The organism is Kitasatospora sp. NPDC088346 (assembly GCF_044740765.1).
GTDB lineage: Bacteria > Actinomycetota > Actinomycetes > Streptomycetales > Streptomycetaceae > Kitasatospora.
This window is the reverse complement of record NZ_JBIURH010000004.1, coordinates 61628-75928: the sequence shown is the minus strand read 5'-3', so window position 1 is coordinate 75928 and position 14301 is coordinate 61628. Positions and strand designations below refer to the sequence as shown.

The 14301-nt window shown below is 73.3% G+C and carries 13 protein-coding genes and 1 tRNA gene; 11 read left to right on the top strand and 3 right to left on the bottom strand.

Annotated elements, in window-relative coordinates; all coding sequences use genetic code 11:
- Positions 1-38: 38 nt before the first annotated feature.
- A complete protein-coding gene (locus ACIOFR_RS08135; RefSeq protein ID WP_400993448.1) occupies positions 39-1853 on the bottom strand; it encodes a dolichyl-phosphate-mannose--protein mannosyltransferase in 1815 nt (604 codons plus the stop codon).
- Positions 1854-2017: 164 nt separating this feature from the next.
- Here ACIOFR_RS08135 and rsmI point away from each other — a divergent pair, with 164 nt between their 5' ends.
- From rsmI to ACIOFR_RS08100, 7 genes are all read left to right on the top strand, one after another.
- On the top strand, positions 2018-2863 hold the full coding sequence (gene rsmI / locus ACIOFR_RS08130; RefSeq protein WP_400993445.1) for a 16S rRNA (cytidine(1402)-2'-O)-methyltransferase: 846 nt from the start codon (positions 2018-2020) through the stop codon (positions 2861-2863).
- A 327-nt stretch (positions 2864-3190) separates the two neighbouring features.
- Positions 3191-3643, top strand: coding sequence for a hypothetical protein (locus ACIOFR_RS08125; protein ID WP_400993443.1), 453 nt, complete (start codon positions 3191-3193; stop codon positions 3641-3643).
- A 78-nt stretch (positions 3644-3721) separates the two neighbouring features.
- Positions 3722-5341, top strand: coding sequence for a methionine--tRNA ligase (metG, locus tag ACIOFR_RS08120; RefSeq protein WP_400993440.1), 1620 nt, complete (start codon positions 3722-3724; stop codon positions 5339-5341).
- Between the two features lies 1 nt (position 5342).
- Positions 5343-6221: a TatD family hydrolase gene (locus tag ACIOFR_RS08115; RefSeq protein WP_400993437.1), complete on the top strand. Its 879-nt coding sequence runs from the start codon at positions 5343-5345 to the stop codon at positions 6219-6221.
- Between the two features lie 70 nt (positions 6222-6291).
- The gene (locus tag ACIOFR_RS08110) at positions 6292-6891 is read left to right on the top strand and encodes a Uma2 family endonuclease (RefSeq protein WP_400993435.1); all 600 of its coding nucleotides are present in this window, start codon (positions 6292-6294) and stop codon (positions 6889-6891) included.
- A gap of 28 nt (positions 6892-6919) precedes the next feature.
- A complete protein-coding gene (gene rsmA / locus ACIOFR_RS08105; RefSeq protein ID WP_400993433.1) occupies positions 6920-7801 on the top strand; it encodes a 16S rRNA (adenine(1518)-N(6)/adenine(1519)-N(6))-dimethyltransferase RsmA in 882 nt (293 codons plus the stop codon).
- On the top strand, positions 7798-8721 hold the full coding sequence (locus tag ACIOFR_RS08100) for a 4-(cytidine 5'-diphospho)-2-C-methyl-D-erythritol kinase (RefSeq protein WP_400993431.1): 924 nt from the start codon (positions 7798-7800) through the stop codon (positions 8719-8721). The genes rsmA and ACIOFR_RS08100 overlap by 4 nt, the downstream gene beginning before the upstream one ends.
- On the opposite strand, the gene ACIOFR_RS08095 is transcribed toward ACIOFR_RS08100, so the two are convergent.
- Positions 8702-9286, bottom strand: a complete 585-nt coding sequence (locus ACIOFR_RS08095) for a Uma2 family endonuclease (RefSeq protein ID WP_400993429.1) — start codon at positions 9284-9286, stop codon at positions 8702-8704. The two genes, ACIOFR_RS08100 and ACIOFR_RS08095, sit on opposite strands and share 20 nt — an antisense overlap.
- A 143-nt stretch (positions 9287-9429) precedes the next feature.
- Here ACIOFR_RS08095 and ACIOFR_RS08090 point away from each other — a divergent pair, with 143 nt between their 5' ends.
- Complete coding sequence (locus tag ACIOFR_RS08090; RefSeq protein ID WP_400993427.1) at positions 9430-11223, top strand: ABC-F family ATP-binding cassette domain-containing protein; 1794 nt, start codon at positions 9430-9432, stop codon at positions 11221-11223.
- 72 nt (positions 11224-11295) lie between these two features.
- Here ACIOFR_RS08090 and ACIOFR_RS08085 read toward each other — a convergent pair whose 3' ends face one another.
- Positions 11296-11493 carry a hypothetical protein gene (locus ACIOFR_RS08085; protein ID WP_400993425.1) on the bottom strand — a complete coding sequence of 66 codons (198 nt, stop codon included), beginning with the start codon at positions 11491-11493 and terminating at the stop codon, positions 11296-11298.
- A gap of 146 nt (positions 11494-11639) precedes the next feature.
- On the opposite strand from ACIOFR_RS08085, the gene ACIOFR_RS08080 reads away from it, so the two are divergent.
- From ACIOFR_RS08080 to ACIOFR_RS08070, 3 genes are all read left to right on the top strand, one after another.
- The gene (locus ACIOFR_RS08080) at positions 11640-12980 is read left to right on the top strand and encodes an MFS transporter (RefSeq protein WP_400993423.1); all 1341 of its coding nucleotides are present in this window, start codon (positions 11640-11642) and stop codon (positions 12978-12980) included.
- A gap of 100 nt (positions 12981-13080) precedes the next feature.
- Positions 13081-13153: transfer RNA gene (locus ACIOFR_RS08075), tRNA-Thr, on the top strand.
- Positions 13154-13412: 259 nt separating this feature from the next.
- Positions 13413-14111 carry a LuxR C-terminal-related transcriptional regulator gene (locus ACIOFR_RS08070; RefSeq protein ID WP_400993420.1) on the top strand — a complete coding sequence of 233 codons (699 nt, stop codon included), beginning with the start codon at positions 13413-13415 and terminating at the stop codon, positions 14109-14111.
- Positions 14112-14301 lie beyond the last annotated feature (190 nt).

Below are 14301 nucleotides of genomic sequence, written 5' to 3'. Positions count from 1 at the left end.
CAATCGTCACTTGTGACACACCTGCTACGTACCCGGCGTCAGATCCAACTGGTGAACCACATGCGGCCGCGCCAGTCGTCCATCGGAATCGTCTCTCCCGTATACAGCGGGTAGAAGTACAGAAAGTTCCACATCACCGCGAGAATCAGCAGACCGGCCGCAGCGGCGCCGACCAGCCGCCGGTCGCGCGAGGCCGTCGCCGGCCCGAGCATCGCGCCGATCATCATCGTGACGGCCAGCACCACGAACGGCGCGAAGGCCACCGCGTAGAAGAGGAAGATCGTCCGCTGCTGGTAGCCCATCCACGGCAGGTAGCTCGCGGCCAGCCCGCAGAGCACCGCCCCGGCCCGCCAGTCGCGCCGCGCCAGCCAGCGGTACAGGCAGTACGCCAGGGCCACCACACCGGTCCACCACAGCAGCGGGGTCCCGATGGCCAGGACCTCGCGGGCGCACTCGTTGGCCGTGCAGCCGGACTCGCCGAACTTGGGCGACTCGTAGAAGAACGACACCGGGCGGCCGACCAGCAGCCAGCTCCACGGGTTCGACTGGTAGGTGTGCGGGCTGGTCAGGCCGACGTGGAAGTCGTACATGGTGGCGTGGTAGTGCCACAGGCTGCGCAGCGCCTCGAACTGCGGCATCGGCAGGCCGAGCAGGTGGTCCGGCAGGACGTGCCGCTGGTGGGCCGCCCAGTCCCGGCCGTACCCGCCCTTGCCGGGCTCGGTGCTGCTCAGGAACCAGCCGGTCCACGAGGCCAGGTACACCCCGACCGTGATCACCAGCATCAGCGGGCCCGCGACCACGGCGTCCCACAGGCCGTACGCCGCCCAGTTGCGGTGGCCGGCGAGCCGGCGGGCGCCCATGTCCCAGGCCACGCTCAGCAGGCAGAAGGCGACCAGGACGTACAGGCCGCTCCACTTGGTCGCGGTCATCAGGCCCAGGCTGACCGCGGCGGCCAGCCGGTAGGGGCGCCAGCCGGTGACGAGCCAGGTGCCGTTCGGCCGCTCGGCGAGCCGGCGGGCGATCAGGGTGCGGGTGCGGTCCCGGTCCAGCAGCAGGAAGCCGAAGGCCGCCAGGCCCCAGAACATCACCACCAGGTCCAGCAGGGCGGAGCGGCTGAGCACGAAGTGCAGGCCGTCCACCGACAGCAGCAGCCCGGCGACGCAGCCCAGCAGGGTCGAGCGGAACAGCCGCCGGCCGATCCGGGCGATCATCAGGATCGACAGCGTGCCGAGCACGGCCATCATGAACCGCCAGCCGAACGGGTTCATGCCGAACAGCTGCTCGCCCAGGCCGATGATCCACTTCCCGACCGGCGGGTGCACGATGTACGCCGGGTCGGTCCGGTACGGGATGGTCTGGTGCGGCGCCATGATCTGGGAGTTGGCGTCGTCGGCCCAGCTGGTCTCGTAGCCGCCCTGCCAGAGCGCGTACGCGTCCTTGGCGTAGTACGTCTCGTCGAAGATCAACGCGTGCGGCGTGCCCAGCCCGGCGAACCGCAGCACCCCCGCGAACAGCGCCACCGCCAGCGGCCCGAGCCACCCCGCCCAGCGGCACAGCCAGGACCACAGGGCGTCCGGCAGCCGGATCCCCAGCCGCAGCAGGACCGGTGAGGGCGCCACCGGGCGCGGGGTCACCCCCGGGCCGTCCGGCATCGGCGGGACCAGCCGCTCGGCCGGATCCGGGAGCTCCGGGGCGCGGTAGCCGTACCCGGCCAGTCGCCGCGCCCAGCCGGAGCCGGCCGCCGCCCGCGGGGCCGGGACCGTGGCCGCGTCGAGCAGGGCCACGCCGGTCTGCTCGGGGTGGTCTACGCCCATGGGCGTCCGGGGTGCGATGTCGCCGCTCACGCGCCACATCGTAGGGGCGGCGGGTGAGAGCGGTACCCCTCCCTCCGCAGTTGCCCGGTTCGTCAGGAATTGGCCTCCCGCCGCGCCGGGAGCCGCGCCGGGAGCCCGGGCCGCGGCCCGCCGGGAGCCCCGCCGCGGTCCGCCGGCCGGCCGCGGCCTGGGAGGATGGCGGGGTGACAGGCGTACTGGTACTTGCGGGCACTCCCATCGGCGACGTCGCGGACGCGCCGCCCCGGCTGCTCACCGAGCTCGCCTCGGCCGACGTGATCGCGGCCGAGGACACCCGGCGGCTGCGCCGGCTGACCCAGGCGCTCGGGGTGACGCCCACCGGGCGGGTGGTCTCCTACTTCGAGGGCAACGAGGTGGCGCGCACCCCGGAGCTGGTCGAGGCGCTGCTCGGCGGTGCCCGGGTGCTGCTGGTGACGGACGCCGGGATGCCCTCGGTCTCCGACCCCGGCTACCGCCTGGTGGACGCGGCGGTCGCCGCCGGCATCAAGGTCACCGCCGTCCCCGGGCCGTCCGCGGTGCTCACCGCGCTGGCGCTGTCCGGCCTGCCGGTGGACCGCTTCACCTTCGAGGGCTTCCTGCCGCGCAAGGCCGGGGACCGCTCCCGCCAGCTGGCCGAGGTCGCGGCCGAGCCCCGCACCATGGTGTTCTTCGAGGCCCCGCACCGGATCGCCGAGACGCTCGACGCGATGGCGCTGGCCTTCGGCCCCGAGCGCCCCGCGGCCGTGTGCCGCGAGCTCACCAAGACCTACGAGGAGGTCAAGCGCGGCCCGATCGCCGAGCTGGCCGCCTGGGCCGCGGACGGCGTCCGCGGCGAGATCACCGTCGTGGTGGCGGGGGCCCCGCCGGCCGCCCCGGAACAGTTCGGCCCCGAAGAACTGGCCCGCCGGGTGGCCGTTCGGGAAGAGGCCGGGGAACGCCGCAAGGAGGCGATCGCGGCCGTCGCAGTGGAACTCGGACTGCCCAAGCGGGAGGTCTTCGACGCCGTGGTCGCGGCGAAGAACAGCGGCTGATCCGGCCCGCCCGGACGGGGTTCGCGCGGGCGGTCGAGGGACCTCGCACCGGCGCTGCGCGGGCGCTGAAGGGGCGCGGCACCGGCGCGGTCCGTGCCGGAAAACACCAGCTCGATGCAGGTGACCGGCCCGGGATCGGCGCGTACGTTGGAGGGAAGCACCTCGTAAACGCCCGACACGCGAAGCTTTGGCCGCGACTTGGTACAACGCTCGCCAATTTGGACCCAAGACTTGGCAAGCCGGGTAGCGAGCGGGGCCGTCCGGGCATTTCCTGAGATGGAAAGACCCGAGCCGGGCGCCTCGCCCGGCGGGCACTGGGAGACGGCTATGAGCGACACGATCGGTAGCCCTCTGAGTGGGAACGCACCGAGCGGCCTCGGACTGACCACCCGGCCGCACACCCCGGTCGAGACGGTCCGGGAGGCCTACTCCTTCGCGTGCCTGAGCTGCGGCTACGGCTGGGAGCAGGCGTACGACATCGAGCACCACCTGGCCCAGGACGGGCACATCGTCTTCGAGTACCGCGCCAACGGGGTGCGGGTCCCGTCGCCGCTGCGGCAGCCCAGCTGCCCGGGCTGCGGCGGGCACACCGTCCGGATCATGCGCGAGGGCCGGGTGGCCAGCGCCGACCACCAGGTGCACACCGCGCCCGGCTACTCCACGCACGCCGGACCGGCCACCGTGCCGGCCGCCCCCGCGCCGGCCGCCCGCCCGGTCGACGCCGCGCCGCGCCGCCGCTGGTTCGGGCTCTTCCCCCGCCGCACCGACCACGGGTCCTGACCCACGCCGTCAGCGGGGGAACCGCCCACCGGGCGACCGGTCGAGGGTGGTTCCTTCGCGCGGCTAAGATTTCTGACCATGGCGGCCACTGCAGACGACACCACCACCGAGGCCCGGCGCTCGGCGTACTACGTCACGACCCCGATCTACTACGTGAACGACCGCCCGCACCTGGGCCACGCGTACACCACGGTGGCGGGCGACGTCCTCACCCGCTGGCACCGCCAGCGCGGCGAGCGGACGTGGTACCTGACCGGAACCGACGAGCACGGGCAGAAGATCCTGCGCACCGCGGAGGCCAACGGCGTCTCCCCGCAGGAGTGGTGCGACCGGCTGGTCGAGGAGGCCTGGAAGCCGCTCTGGCAGCACCTCGACATCGCCAACGACGACTTCCTGCGCACCACGCAGCAGCGGCACACCGACCGCGTGCAGGAGTTCGTCCAGGACCTGCACGACAAGGGCGAGATCTACAAGGGCGGTTACTCCGGCCCGTACTGCGTCGGCTGCGAGGAGTACAAGCTCCCCGGCGAGCTGCTGCCCGGTGCCACCGAGGACGAGAAGCTCTGCCCGATCCACAAGAAGCCGGTCGAGTGGCTGGAGGAGGAGAACTACTTCTTCCGCCTCTCCGCGTACGGCCCGCGGCTGCTGGAGTTCTACGCCCAGAACCCCGACTTCATCGCACCGGCCTCGGCCCGCAACGAGGTGCTGCGCTTCGTCGAGCAGGGTCTGCAGGACCTCTCGATCTCCCGCTCCACCTTCAACTGGGGCGTCCCGCTGCCCTGGGACGAGAAGCACGTCCTGTACGTGTGGGTGGACGCCCTGCAGAACTACATCACCGCCGCCGGCTACGGCAGCGACCCGGAGCGCTTCGCCGAGCTGTGGCCGGCCTCGGTGCACCTGGTCGGCAAGGACATCCTGCGCTTCCACGCGGTGATCTGGCCCGCCATGCTGATGGCCGCCGGGCTGCCGCTGCCCAAGCGCGTGGTCGCCAACGGCTGGCTGATGGTCGGCGGCGAGAAGATGAGCAAGTCCAACCTCACCGGCATCGCGCCGCAGGACCTCACCTCGCACTTCGGCGTGGACGCCTACCGGTACTACTTCCTGCGGGCCATCCCGTTCGGCACCGACGGCTCGTTCTCCTGGGAGGACTTCACCGCCCGGTACACGTCCGAGCTGGCCAACGACTACGGCAACCTGGCCTCCCGGGTCGCCGCGATGGTCGGCAAGTACTTCGACGGGGAACTGCCCGCGGCCACCGCCGCCGGCGCCGCCGAGCAGGCCGTCGTCGAGGGCCTGGCCGCCGCCGTGAAGACCGCCGACCAGAAGATCGGCGAGGACCTGGACTTCGCCGGCGGCATCGCGGCGATCTTCGAGTTCGTCAAGCAGGTCAACGGCTACCTGACCGAGCAGGAGCCCTGGAAGGTCGCCAAGGACACCTCCGCCGAGGGACAGGCCCGGCTGGCCACCATCCTCTACACGGCGGCCGAGGCGCTGCGGGCGACCGCGGTGCTGCTCAACCCGCTGATGCCGCGGACCTCCGAGAAGCTCTGGGAGTCGCTCGGCGCCGAGGCCTCGCTGGGCACCCTCGCCGAGCAGCGCATCGGCACCGTCGCGGACTGGGGCCGGCTGCCCGCCGGGTCGCGGGTCGTCAAGGGCGACATCCTGTTCCCGCGCCTCGAAGAGAAGCCCGCGGCCTGACATGGCGAAGAAGGACGCAGACCGGTCCACCCCGCCGCCGCTGCCCGAGCCGCTGGCGGTGGCGGTGGCCGACTCGCACACCCACCTGGACATGCAGTCCGGCACGCCGGCCGAGGGCCTGGCGAAGGCCGCCTCGGTCGGGGTGACCGCCGTCGTCCAGGTCGGCTGCGACGTGGCCGGTTCGCGATGGGCCGCCGACCTCGCCGGGGAGTTCGAGCAGGTGCACGCCGCCGTGGCGCTGCACCCCAACGAGGCTCCCCGGCTGGTCCTCGGCGACGGGGACGGCTGGTCCCGGCAGCACCGCGGCGCGGGCGGCGACGCGGCGCTGCAGGAGGCGCTCGCCGAGATCGACCGGCTGGCGGCCCTGCCGCAGGTCAAGGCCGTCGGCGAGACCGGGCTGGACTACTTCCGGACCGGGCCGGAGGGGGTGGACATCCAGAAGGAGTCCTTCCGCCGGCACATCGAGATCGCCAAGCGGCACGGCAAGGCGCTGGTCATCCACGACCGGGACGCGCACGAGGACGTCATCGAGCTGCTGCTGGCCGAGGGCGCGCCCGAGCGGACCGTCTTCCACTGCTACTCCGGCGACGCCGCGATGGCCAAGGTCTGCGCCGAGCAGGGCTGGTACCTGTCCTTCGCCGGGCCGGTCACCTTCAAGGCCAACCAGGAACTGCGCGACGCCCTGGCCGTCACCCCGCTCGACCGGGTGCTGATCGAGACCGACGCGCCGTATCTGACCCCGCACCCGTACCGGGGCCGCCCCAACGCGCCGTACCTGATCCCGGTCACCCTGCGCTCGATGGCCGACACGCTGGCGCTGCACGAGGACGAGCTCGCCACCGCGATCGCGGCCAACACCGCGCGGGCCTTCGGGTACTGAGCCGATCGAACGGAAGTCCCCCTCCGCAGGATCGATTCGGCACTCCTGCGGAACTGCCACGCTGGTTAGCATGAGTGCAGTGAGGGAGGTGGCGATGACCGCCGAGCCGATCGACTGGATGCATCCGCCGTCCCAGGGCTGGACGTACGAGCAGGTCAAGGACCTCGACCTGCCGTTCGAATGGGATCTGGTGGACGGAGTCATCGTGGTCCGGGGACAGACGAATCTCTGGCACGACCTTGTGCGTGCCAGGCTGGAGCGGGCGCTGCTCGCCGCTCTCGCGGTGCCGTACGAGGTGCTCGTCGAGCGGTGTGTACTCGTCGACGACTACAACCCGGTGAAGCCGGACGTCTCGGTCTTCGACAAGACCGGGCTCGATGTCTTCGAACTCGAATGCCTGCCGATCGAGAGCGTGGCGCTCGCCGTCGAGGTCGTCTCGCACGGTTCGCGGGGCGACGACCGGTTCCGCAAGCCCGGGATCTACGCCGAGGGCGGCATCCCCTGCTACTGGCGGGTGGAGCGCAGTGACGCCGGCCTCCCGGTCGTCCACGAGTTCCACCGCGACGAGGAGAAGGGGGTCTACCTCCCGGTCGCCCAGCACGAGGGCGTGCTCCGGACCGAGCTGCCCTTCCCCGTCGAGATCGACCTGAAGCAGGTCGTCGAACTGTGAGGGGCTCACCCGCCCGTATCCTTGGCGGGTGAGCACCACCGACCCCACCCCCGACAGCCACCTCCTGGGCGCCTCCGACATCCGGGAGCTGGCCGCCACGCTGGGCGTGAAGCCGACCAAGCAGCGCGGGCAGAACTTCGTCATCGACGGCAACACCGTCCGGCGCATCGTCCGGGCCGCCGAGGTGACGGCCGAGGACGCGGTGGTGGAGGTCGGGCCCGGGCTCGGTTCGCTCACCCTGGCCCTGCTGGAGGTCGCGGCGCACGTCACGGCGGTGGAGATCGACCCGCTGCTGGCCCGGCACCTGCCGACCACCATCGAGTCCCGGATGCCCGCCCGCGCCGAGCACTTCGACCTCGTCCTCAGCGACGCGATGGAGGTCACCGAGCTGCCGGGCCCCGCGCCGACCGCGCTGGTCGCCAACCTGCCGTACAACGTGGCCGTCCCGGTGCTGCTGCACATGCTGGCCACCTTCCCCACCATCGAACGCACGCTGGTGATGGTGCAGAGCGAGGTCGCCGACCGGCTCGCCGCCAAGCCCGGCAACAAGGTGTACGGGGTGCCGTCGGTCAAGGCCAACTGGTACGCCGACGTGAAGCGCTCCGGCGCGATCGGCCGCAACGTCTTCTGGCCCGCGCCGAACGTCGACTCCGGCCTGGTCTCGCTGGTCCGCCGGCAGCCGCCGCGGACCACGGCCACCCGCCAGGAGGTCTTCGCGGTGGTCGACGCGGCCTTCGCCCAGCGCCGCAAGACGCTGCGCGCCGCACTGGCCGGCTGGGCCGGCTCGCCCGCCGCCGCCGAGCAGGCGCTCGCCGGGGCCGGGATCGACCACAAGCTGCGCGGCGAGATGCTGACGGTCGAGCAGTTCGCCGCCATCGCCGAACACAAGCCGAAGGCCGACGCACAGTGATCAACGTCAGGGTCCCCGCCAAGGTCAACGTCCAGCTGGGCGTCGGCGGCCTGCGCGCCGACGGGTTCCACGACCTGGCCAACGTCTTCTTCGCGGTCGCCCTCGGCGACGAGGTGACGGCCGCCCCCGGCGAGGGGGTCACCCTGACCTGCTCCGGGCCCGACGCCGCCCAGGTGCCGCTGGACGACAGCAACCTGGCCGCCCGCGCGGCCCGGCTGCTGGCCGCCCACCACGGCATCGAGGCCAACGTCGGCCTGCACATCGCCAAGGCCATCCCGGTGGCCGGCGGCATGGCCGGCGGCAGCGCGGACGGCGCGGCCGCCCTGGTCGCCTGCGACGCGCTCTGGGCCCTGGACACCCCGTTCGACACGCTGCTCGACCTGGCCGCGGAGCTGGGCTCCGACGTGCCGTTCGCGCTGGTCGGCGGGGTCGCGCTGGGGCGCGGCCGGGGCGAGCTGCTGGAGCGCCTGCCGGTCAGCGGCACCTTCCACTGGGTGTTCGCGGTCGCCGACGGCGGCCTGTCCACCCCGGCCGTCTTCCGCGAGTGCGACCGCCTGCGGGACGAGGCCGGCACCGGCTCCACCGAGGCGGAGGTGCCCACCCCGGACGCCGACCCGGCGCTGCTCGCGGCCCTCGCCGACGGTGACCCGGTCGCCCTCGCCGAGGCGCTGAGCAACGACCTCCAGGCCGCCGCCCTCTCCCTGCGGCCCTCGCTCGCGGACACCCTGCGCGCCGGCACCGAGGCCGGCGCCCTGGCCGCCCTGGTCTCCGGATCCGGCCCGACCTGCGCCTTCCTCGCCAAGGACGCCGAGGCGGCCGCCGCCGTCGCCGCCGCCCTGCTGGCCTCCGGCACCTGTCGCGCCGCCCACCCGACGTACGGCCCGGTCCCGGGGGCCGAGGTCAGCGCACCCAGGCCTTGAACGGCTCGGTGTCCAGGGTGATCCCGACCGGGTCCGGCAGCGCGACGGCCCTGCCGAACGGGCGGCGCACCAGGCTGACGTACGTGCCGTCCTCGGGTTCGCCGAACACCAGGACCTCGCAGCCGTCCCGGTCGGCCAGCAGGTGGACCGGGATGCCGGTCTCCGCGTAGGCGCGGGGCTCCTCGTCCCGGTCGCGGCGGTCGGTGTCGGTGTCGGTGTCGTACGAGGTCACCTCGACCACCATCAGGGCGCGCTCGGCGGAGGCCCACTCGCCCTGGCCGGCGAAGCTGCCCTCCGGCGCCAGGACCCCGTCCGGCCTGGCGTGGCCCTTGCGGTGGGTCTCCACCCGCAGCCCGCGCTCCGGGTACAGCCACAGGTCCGGGCGCTGCTGCAGGCACCGCTTCATCACCCAGCGGATGATCTCGTCGTGGTCGCCGTCGGGCGCCGCCTTGACTCCGATCCGCCCGTGGATGAACTCCATCCGGATGCCCTCGCGCTCGGCCGCCAGGGCGATCCGCTCGAACTCCTCGGCCAGCATCCGGGGTCGGTCCTCGATCGCGGTCACCGCACACCTCCGCCGGCGGGTTCGCCGTGTGACCCTCGCACGGTACCGCGCCGGCGCACCGGGCCGGGCCAGGTTGGGCGCCCACTAGGCTGGGGAGGTCGGGGCACTCCCCGCGTGCAGTCGATCCCAGGAGCGCAGCAGCAGTGGCCGTCAACCTCGCCACCATCGAGTCCGTCACCAAGGTCTACGGCACCCGTGCCCTGCTGGACGGGGTCAGCCTGGGCGTCAGCGAGGGCGACCGGATCGGCGTCGTGGGGCGCAACGGCGACGGGAAGACCACGCTGATCCGGATGCTGGCGAAGCTGGAGGAGCCCGACACCGGGCGGATCACGCACTCCGGCGGGCTGCAGATGGCCGTGCTCACCCAGCACGACTCGCTGGACCCGAAGGCGACCATCCGGCAGGAGGTGATCGCCGGCCGGGCCGACCACGAGTGGCTGGGCGACGCCCGGATCCGGGACATCGTCCAGGGCCTGTTCGGCGGCCTGGACCTGCCCGGCTTCGAGCTCGGCCTGGACACCGTGATCGCGCCGCTGTCCGGTGGCGAGCGCCGCCGGATCGCGCTGGCCAAGCTGCTGCTCGGCGAGCACGACCTGATCGTGCTGGACGAGCCCACCAACCACCTGGACGTCGAGGGCATCGCCTGGCTCGCCCAGCACCTGCGCAACCGCCGCTCCGGGCTGGTCTGCGTGACCCACGACCGGTGGTTCCTGGACCAGGTCTGCACCCGGATGTGGGACGTCCAGCGCGGCGAGGTGCGCGAGTACGAGGGCGGCTACTCCGACTACGTCTTCGCCCGCGCCGAGCGCTCCCGGATCGAGGCCACCGAGGAGCAGAAGCGGCAGAACCTCGCCCGCAAGGAGCTGGCCTGGCTGCGCCGCGGCGCCCCGGCCCGGACCTCCAAGCCGCGCTACCGGATCGAGGCGGCCAACGCGCTGATCGCGGACGTCCCGGAGCCGCGCGACAAGAGCGAGCTGATGAAGTTCGCCAACGCGCGCCTGGGCCGCACGGTCTTCGAGCTGGAGGGCGTCACCGTCAAGGCCGGCCCCAAGCTGCTGCTGGAGAACCTCACCTTCAACCTCGGCCCGGGGGACCGGATCGGTCTGCTCGGCGTCAACGGCGCGGGCAAGACCTCGCTGCTGCGGGCCATGCAGGCCGCGTACGCGACCGACGGCGACGTGCAGCCGGCCTCCGGTGTGATCAAGGTCGGCAAGACCGTCCGGCTGGCGTACCTCTCGCAGGAGATCGCCGAGCTGGACCCGGCGACCCGGGTGCTGCAGGCGGTGGAGCAGATCCGCGGCCGGGTGGACCTCGGCAAGGGCCGGGAGATGAGCGCCGGGCAGCTCTGCGAGCAGTTCGGCTTCGGCAAGGACAAGCAGTGGACGCCGGTGGGCGACCTGTCCGGCGGCGAGCGCCGCCGGCTCCAGCTGCTGCGGCTGCTGATGGACGAGCCGAACGTGCTCTTCCTCGACGAGCCCACCAACGACCTCGACATCGAGACCCTCAACCAGCTGGAGGACCTGCTCGACGGCTGGCCGGGCTCGATGGTGGTGATCAGCCACGACCGCTTCTTCATCGAGCGCACCACCGACACCGTGCACGCGCTGCTCGGTGACAGGCGGCTGCGGATGCTCCCGAACGGCGTCGACGAGTACCTGGAGCGGCGGGCCCGGATGGCGGAGCAGGCGGCGCCGGCCGTTCCCGCGGCGGCGGCGGCCAAGCCGGTCGGCGACACCCGGGCGCAGAAGAAGGAGATGCAGAAGCTGGAGCGGCAGATCGCCAAGCTGGACCAGCAGGAGTCCAAGCTGCACGCCCAACTCGCCGAGAACGCCGCCGACTTCTCCAAGGTCGCGGAGCTGGACGCCCAGCTGCGCAAGGTCAAGGAGGAGAAGGAGGAGCTGGAGCTGGCCTGGCTGGAGCTGGCCGAGGAGGTCTGACGGCCCGCTCGCCACGTATGGCCCCGGCCGGCCCGGCCGGGGCCGCCGCGGCCGCCGGGGCGAGCCGGCGGCTCAGCGGCGCGAGCGGAACCGGCGGGCCGTCTCGCAGCAGGAGGCCAGCACCATCACGGCGGCTATCACCACCCAGGCGATCGAACCGCCGTGGCGGTGCTGGGTGATCCCGAGGTCGAGCAGCAGCAGGCTCACCCCGAGACCCACGACCGCGAGCAGCCGCTCGACCACACCCTGGTCCTCGAACAGATCTCCCATGGCCGTACCCTTCCGCACCGGGAGCGCACACCATACCGCCGTGTGCGGCCCTTCGCACCACCCCCGGCGGGCGACGGTCCGTACGCTCCCGAATCACCCTTGTGCCTGCTGTCCTCGCAGGTCATGACGCCCTCAGGGTGGGCGCTATGACATCTGACACCGCCTCGGGCAGCGCCCCCGCGGGCCTTCGCCGGGTCGCCTGCGCCGCACTGGTCGGCACGGCGATCGAGTTCTACGACTTCTTCATCTACGGCACCGCGGCGGCCCTGGTGTTCGGCCGGGTGTTCTTCCCCGGGCTCGGCGCCACCGGCGCGCTGCTGGCGGCCTTCTCGGTGTACGCGGCGGCCTTCCTGGCCCGGCCGCTGGGCGCGGTGCTGTTCGGCCACTTCGGGGACCGCCTGGGCCGCAAGACCACCCTGGTGGTGTCGCTGCTGCTGATGGGCGTCTCGACGGCGGCCGTCGGCCTGCTCCCCGGGTACGGGCGGTGGGGCGTCTGGGCGCCGGTGCTGCTCACCCTCCTGAGGCTGTGCCAGGGCATCGGGCTGGGCGGCGAGTGGGGCGGGGCGGCGCTGCTGCTGGCCGAGTACGCGCCGCCGGGCCGGCGCGGCCGGTACGGCGGGTACCTCCAACTCGGGCCGTGCGCGGGCTTCTTCCTGGCCACCGCGGCGTTCCTGGCGCTGGCCGAGTGGCTGCCGGAGCGGGCGTTCCTGGCCTGGGGCTGGCGGCTGCCGTTCCTGGCGTCGGTCCTGCTGGTGGGGGTCGGGCTGTTCGTCCGGCTGCGGATCGCCGAGACGCCGGTCTTCCGTGCGCAGCACGACCGGGCGCGGGTGCCGGTGCTGGAGGTCCTGCGGGAGCACGGCCGGGCGGTCCTGCTCGGCGGCGGCGCCCTGGTGGTCGGGTACGGGCTGTTCTACCTGACCACCACGTACGCCCTGGCGTACGCCACCGGGGAGTTGGGGCTGGCCCGGACGCTGGTGCTGGCGCTGCTGCTGGCCGGCACGGTGGTCAAGGCCGCCTCGGTGTGGTGGAGCGCGAACGCCGGGGACCGCTGGGGACGGCGCCGGGTGCTGCTGGCGGCCACCCTGCTCGGCTCGCTGTGGTCGGTGGCGCTCTTCCCGCTGCTGGAGACCGGCCGGACGGTGCTGGTGGCGCTCGCGCTGGTCACCGCGATGGGCCTGCTCGGGGCGATGCTCGGCCCGACGGCCGCGTACCTGCCGGAGCTCTTCCCCACCCGGGTCCGGTACACCGGGGCGGCGCTGACCTACAACCTGGGCGGGGTGGTCGGCGGTGCCACGGCGCCGCTGGTGGCGACCCGGCTCACCGCCGCGTACGGGACCGCGCAGCCGGTCGGCTGGTACCTCGCCGGGCTCGGCGCGCTCTCGCTGCTCTGCCTGCTCGCCCTGCCCGAGACCCGCGGCCGGGTGCTGACCGGGCGGCCGGCCGCGATCCCGGCGCCGGCCGGCCCGGGGGCGGTCCAGCGGAGCTGACCCGGGGCCGGTGCGGGGCCGCCGGCGGCGGGGAGGGGCGGTCACGGGATCGATTTCACGTTCCGGCCGACGACCATGTAATGTCTTCCTCGTTGCACCGGCCCCTATAGCTCAGTCGGTAGAGCGTCTCCATGGTAAGGAGAAGGTCTGCGGTTCGATTCCGCATGGGGGCTCCGCAAGGAGTACGAAGGCCCTCGCCGAAAGGCGGGGGCCTTCGCCGTTTCCGGGTGCGCTCTCCGCCGCCGGTGCGGGCTCCGCTCCCCGCGCCGGGCGCCCACCCGTCGGGGTGACACCGGTGTACGCGCCCTAGCGGTGGTGGTGCCGGATGCGCTGTGATGGGGCGTCAACGGTGGCCTGCGACGCGGTCCGCGGTGCCGGTACGGGAGACGTGGGCCGGTCGTGGACCGCCGGACGGGGACTGGGAGGGCGCCCATGGGCGTTCGGCTCGTGGTGGCTGACGACCACCGGCTGCTGGCCGAGGCGCTCGCGGCGGCCCTGCACCAGCGCGGCCACCGGGTGCTCGCGGTCGGCGCGCCGGCCGCCTCCGCCGCCGACCTGGTGGCGGGCTGCCGTCCCGAGGTGTGCCTGCTGGGGATGACCGCGGCCATCGCGCCGGGCACCCGTTCCGGGGCGCCCTCGCGGGACGCGTTCGAGCCGCTGCGGCGGTTGCGGCGGGAGCGTCCGGAGATCTGCGTGGTGGTGCTCGGTCCGGTCGGCGAGCCGGCGAGGGTCGCGGCGGCCTTCGCCGCCGGCGCGGCGGGCTACGTCCGGGGGGACGAGCGGATCGAGGTGGTGGAGCGGGCGATCACCCGGGTCCGGGCCGGCGAGGCGGCGGTCGCGGTCGAGGTGCTGCGCGGGGCCTTCGAACAGCTGCTGTGGCCGGCGGCCGAGCCGGACGACGAGGCGCTGCGGCTGCTGCGGGAGCTGACCCGCCGGGAGACCCAGGTGCTGGCGCGGATCGCGGAGGGCCAGGACACGGCCGCGATCGCGGCCGGGATGGGGATCGCCTCCAGCACCGCGCGGACCCACGTGCAGCGGGTGCTGATGAAGCTCGGCGCCAGGACCCGGCTGGAGGCGGCGGCGGTCGCGGCCCGTTCCGGCCTGCTCGAACGGCTCCGCCGCCTGCCGTAGCCGTACCGCCGACCCGCTCCCCGCCTGCGCCCGGGCCGCCCCCGGCGGGCCGTGGCGGGCCGTGACGTCCTCCGGCCCGTCTCCTTCTCCGTGTCCCCGCTCCGGGGTTTCGCCGTCGTGTCGCCGTGGTGTCGCCCGGTGTTCCCCCGCTCTTCGGGGCATTCTCCGTTGATGAGTTGCGGGTAACTGT

What these genes read in the sequence shown, in the direction of transcription:
- ACIOFR_RS08135 (WP_400993448.1), bottom strand. Translation starts at nt 1,853, where the DNA reads ATGTGGCGCGTGAGCGGCGACATCGCACCCCGGACGCCCATGGGCGTA.
- ACIOFR_RS08125 (WP_400993443.1), top strand. Translation starts at nt 3,191, where the DNA reads ATGAGCGACACGATCGGTAGCCCTCTGAGTGGGAACGCACCGAGCGGC.
- metG (WP_400993440.1), top strand. Translation starts at nt 3,722, where the DNA reads ATGGCGGCCACTGCAGACGACACCACCACCGAGGCCCGGCGCTCGGCG.
- ACIOFR_RS08115 (WP_400993437.1), top strand. Translation starts at nt 5,343, where the DNA reads ATGGCGAAGAAGGACGCAGACCGGTCCACCCCGCCGCCGCTGCCCGAG.
- ACIOFR_RS08110 (WP_400993435.1), top strand. Translation starts at nt 6,292, where the DNA reads ATGAGTGCAGTGAGGGAGGTGGCGATGACCGCCGAGCCGATCGACTGG.
- ACIOFR_RS08085 (WP_400993425.1), bottom strand. Translation starts at nt 11,493, where the DNA reads ATGGGAGATCTGTTCGAGGACCAGGGTGTGGTCGAGCGGCTGCTCGCG.
- ACIOFR_RS08080 (WP_400993423.1), top strand. Translation starts at nt 11,640, where the DNA reads ATGACATCTGACACCGCCTCGGGCAGCGCCCCCGCGGGCCTTCGCCGG.
- ACIOFR_RS08070 (WP_400993420.1), top strand. Translation starts at nt 13,413, where the DNA reads ATGGGCGTTCGGCTCGTGGTGGCTGACGACCACCGGCTGCTGGCCGAG.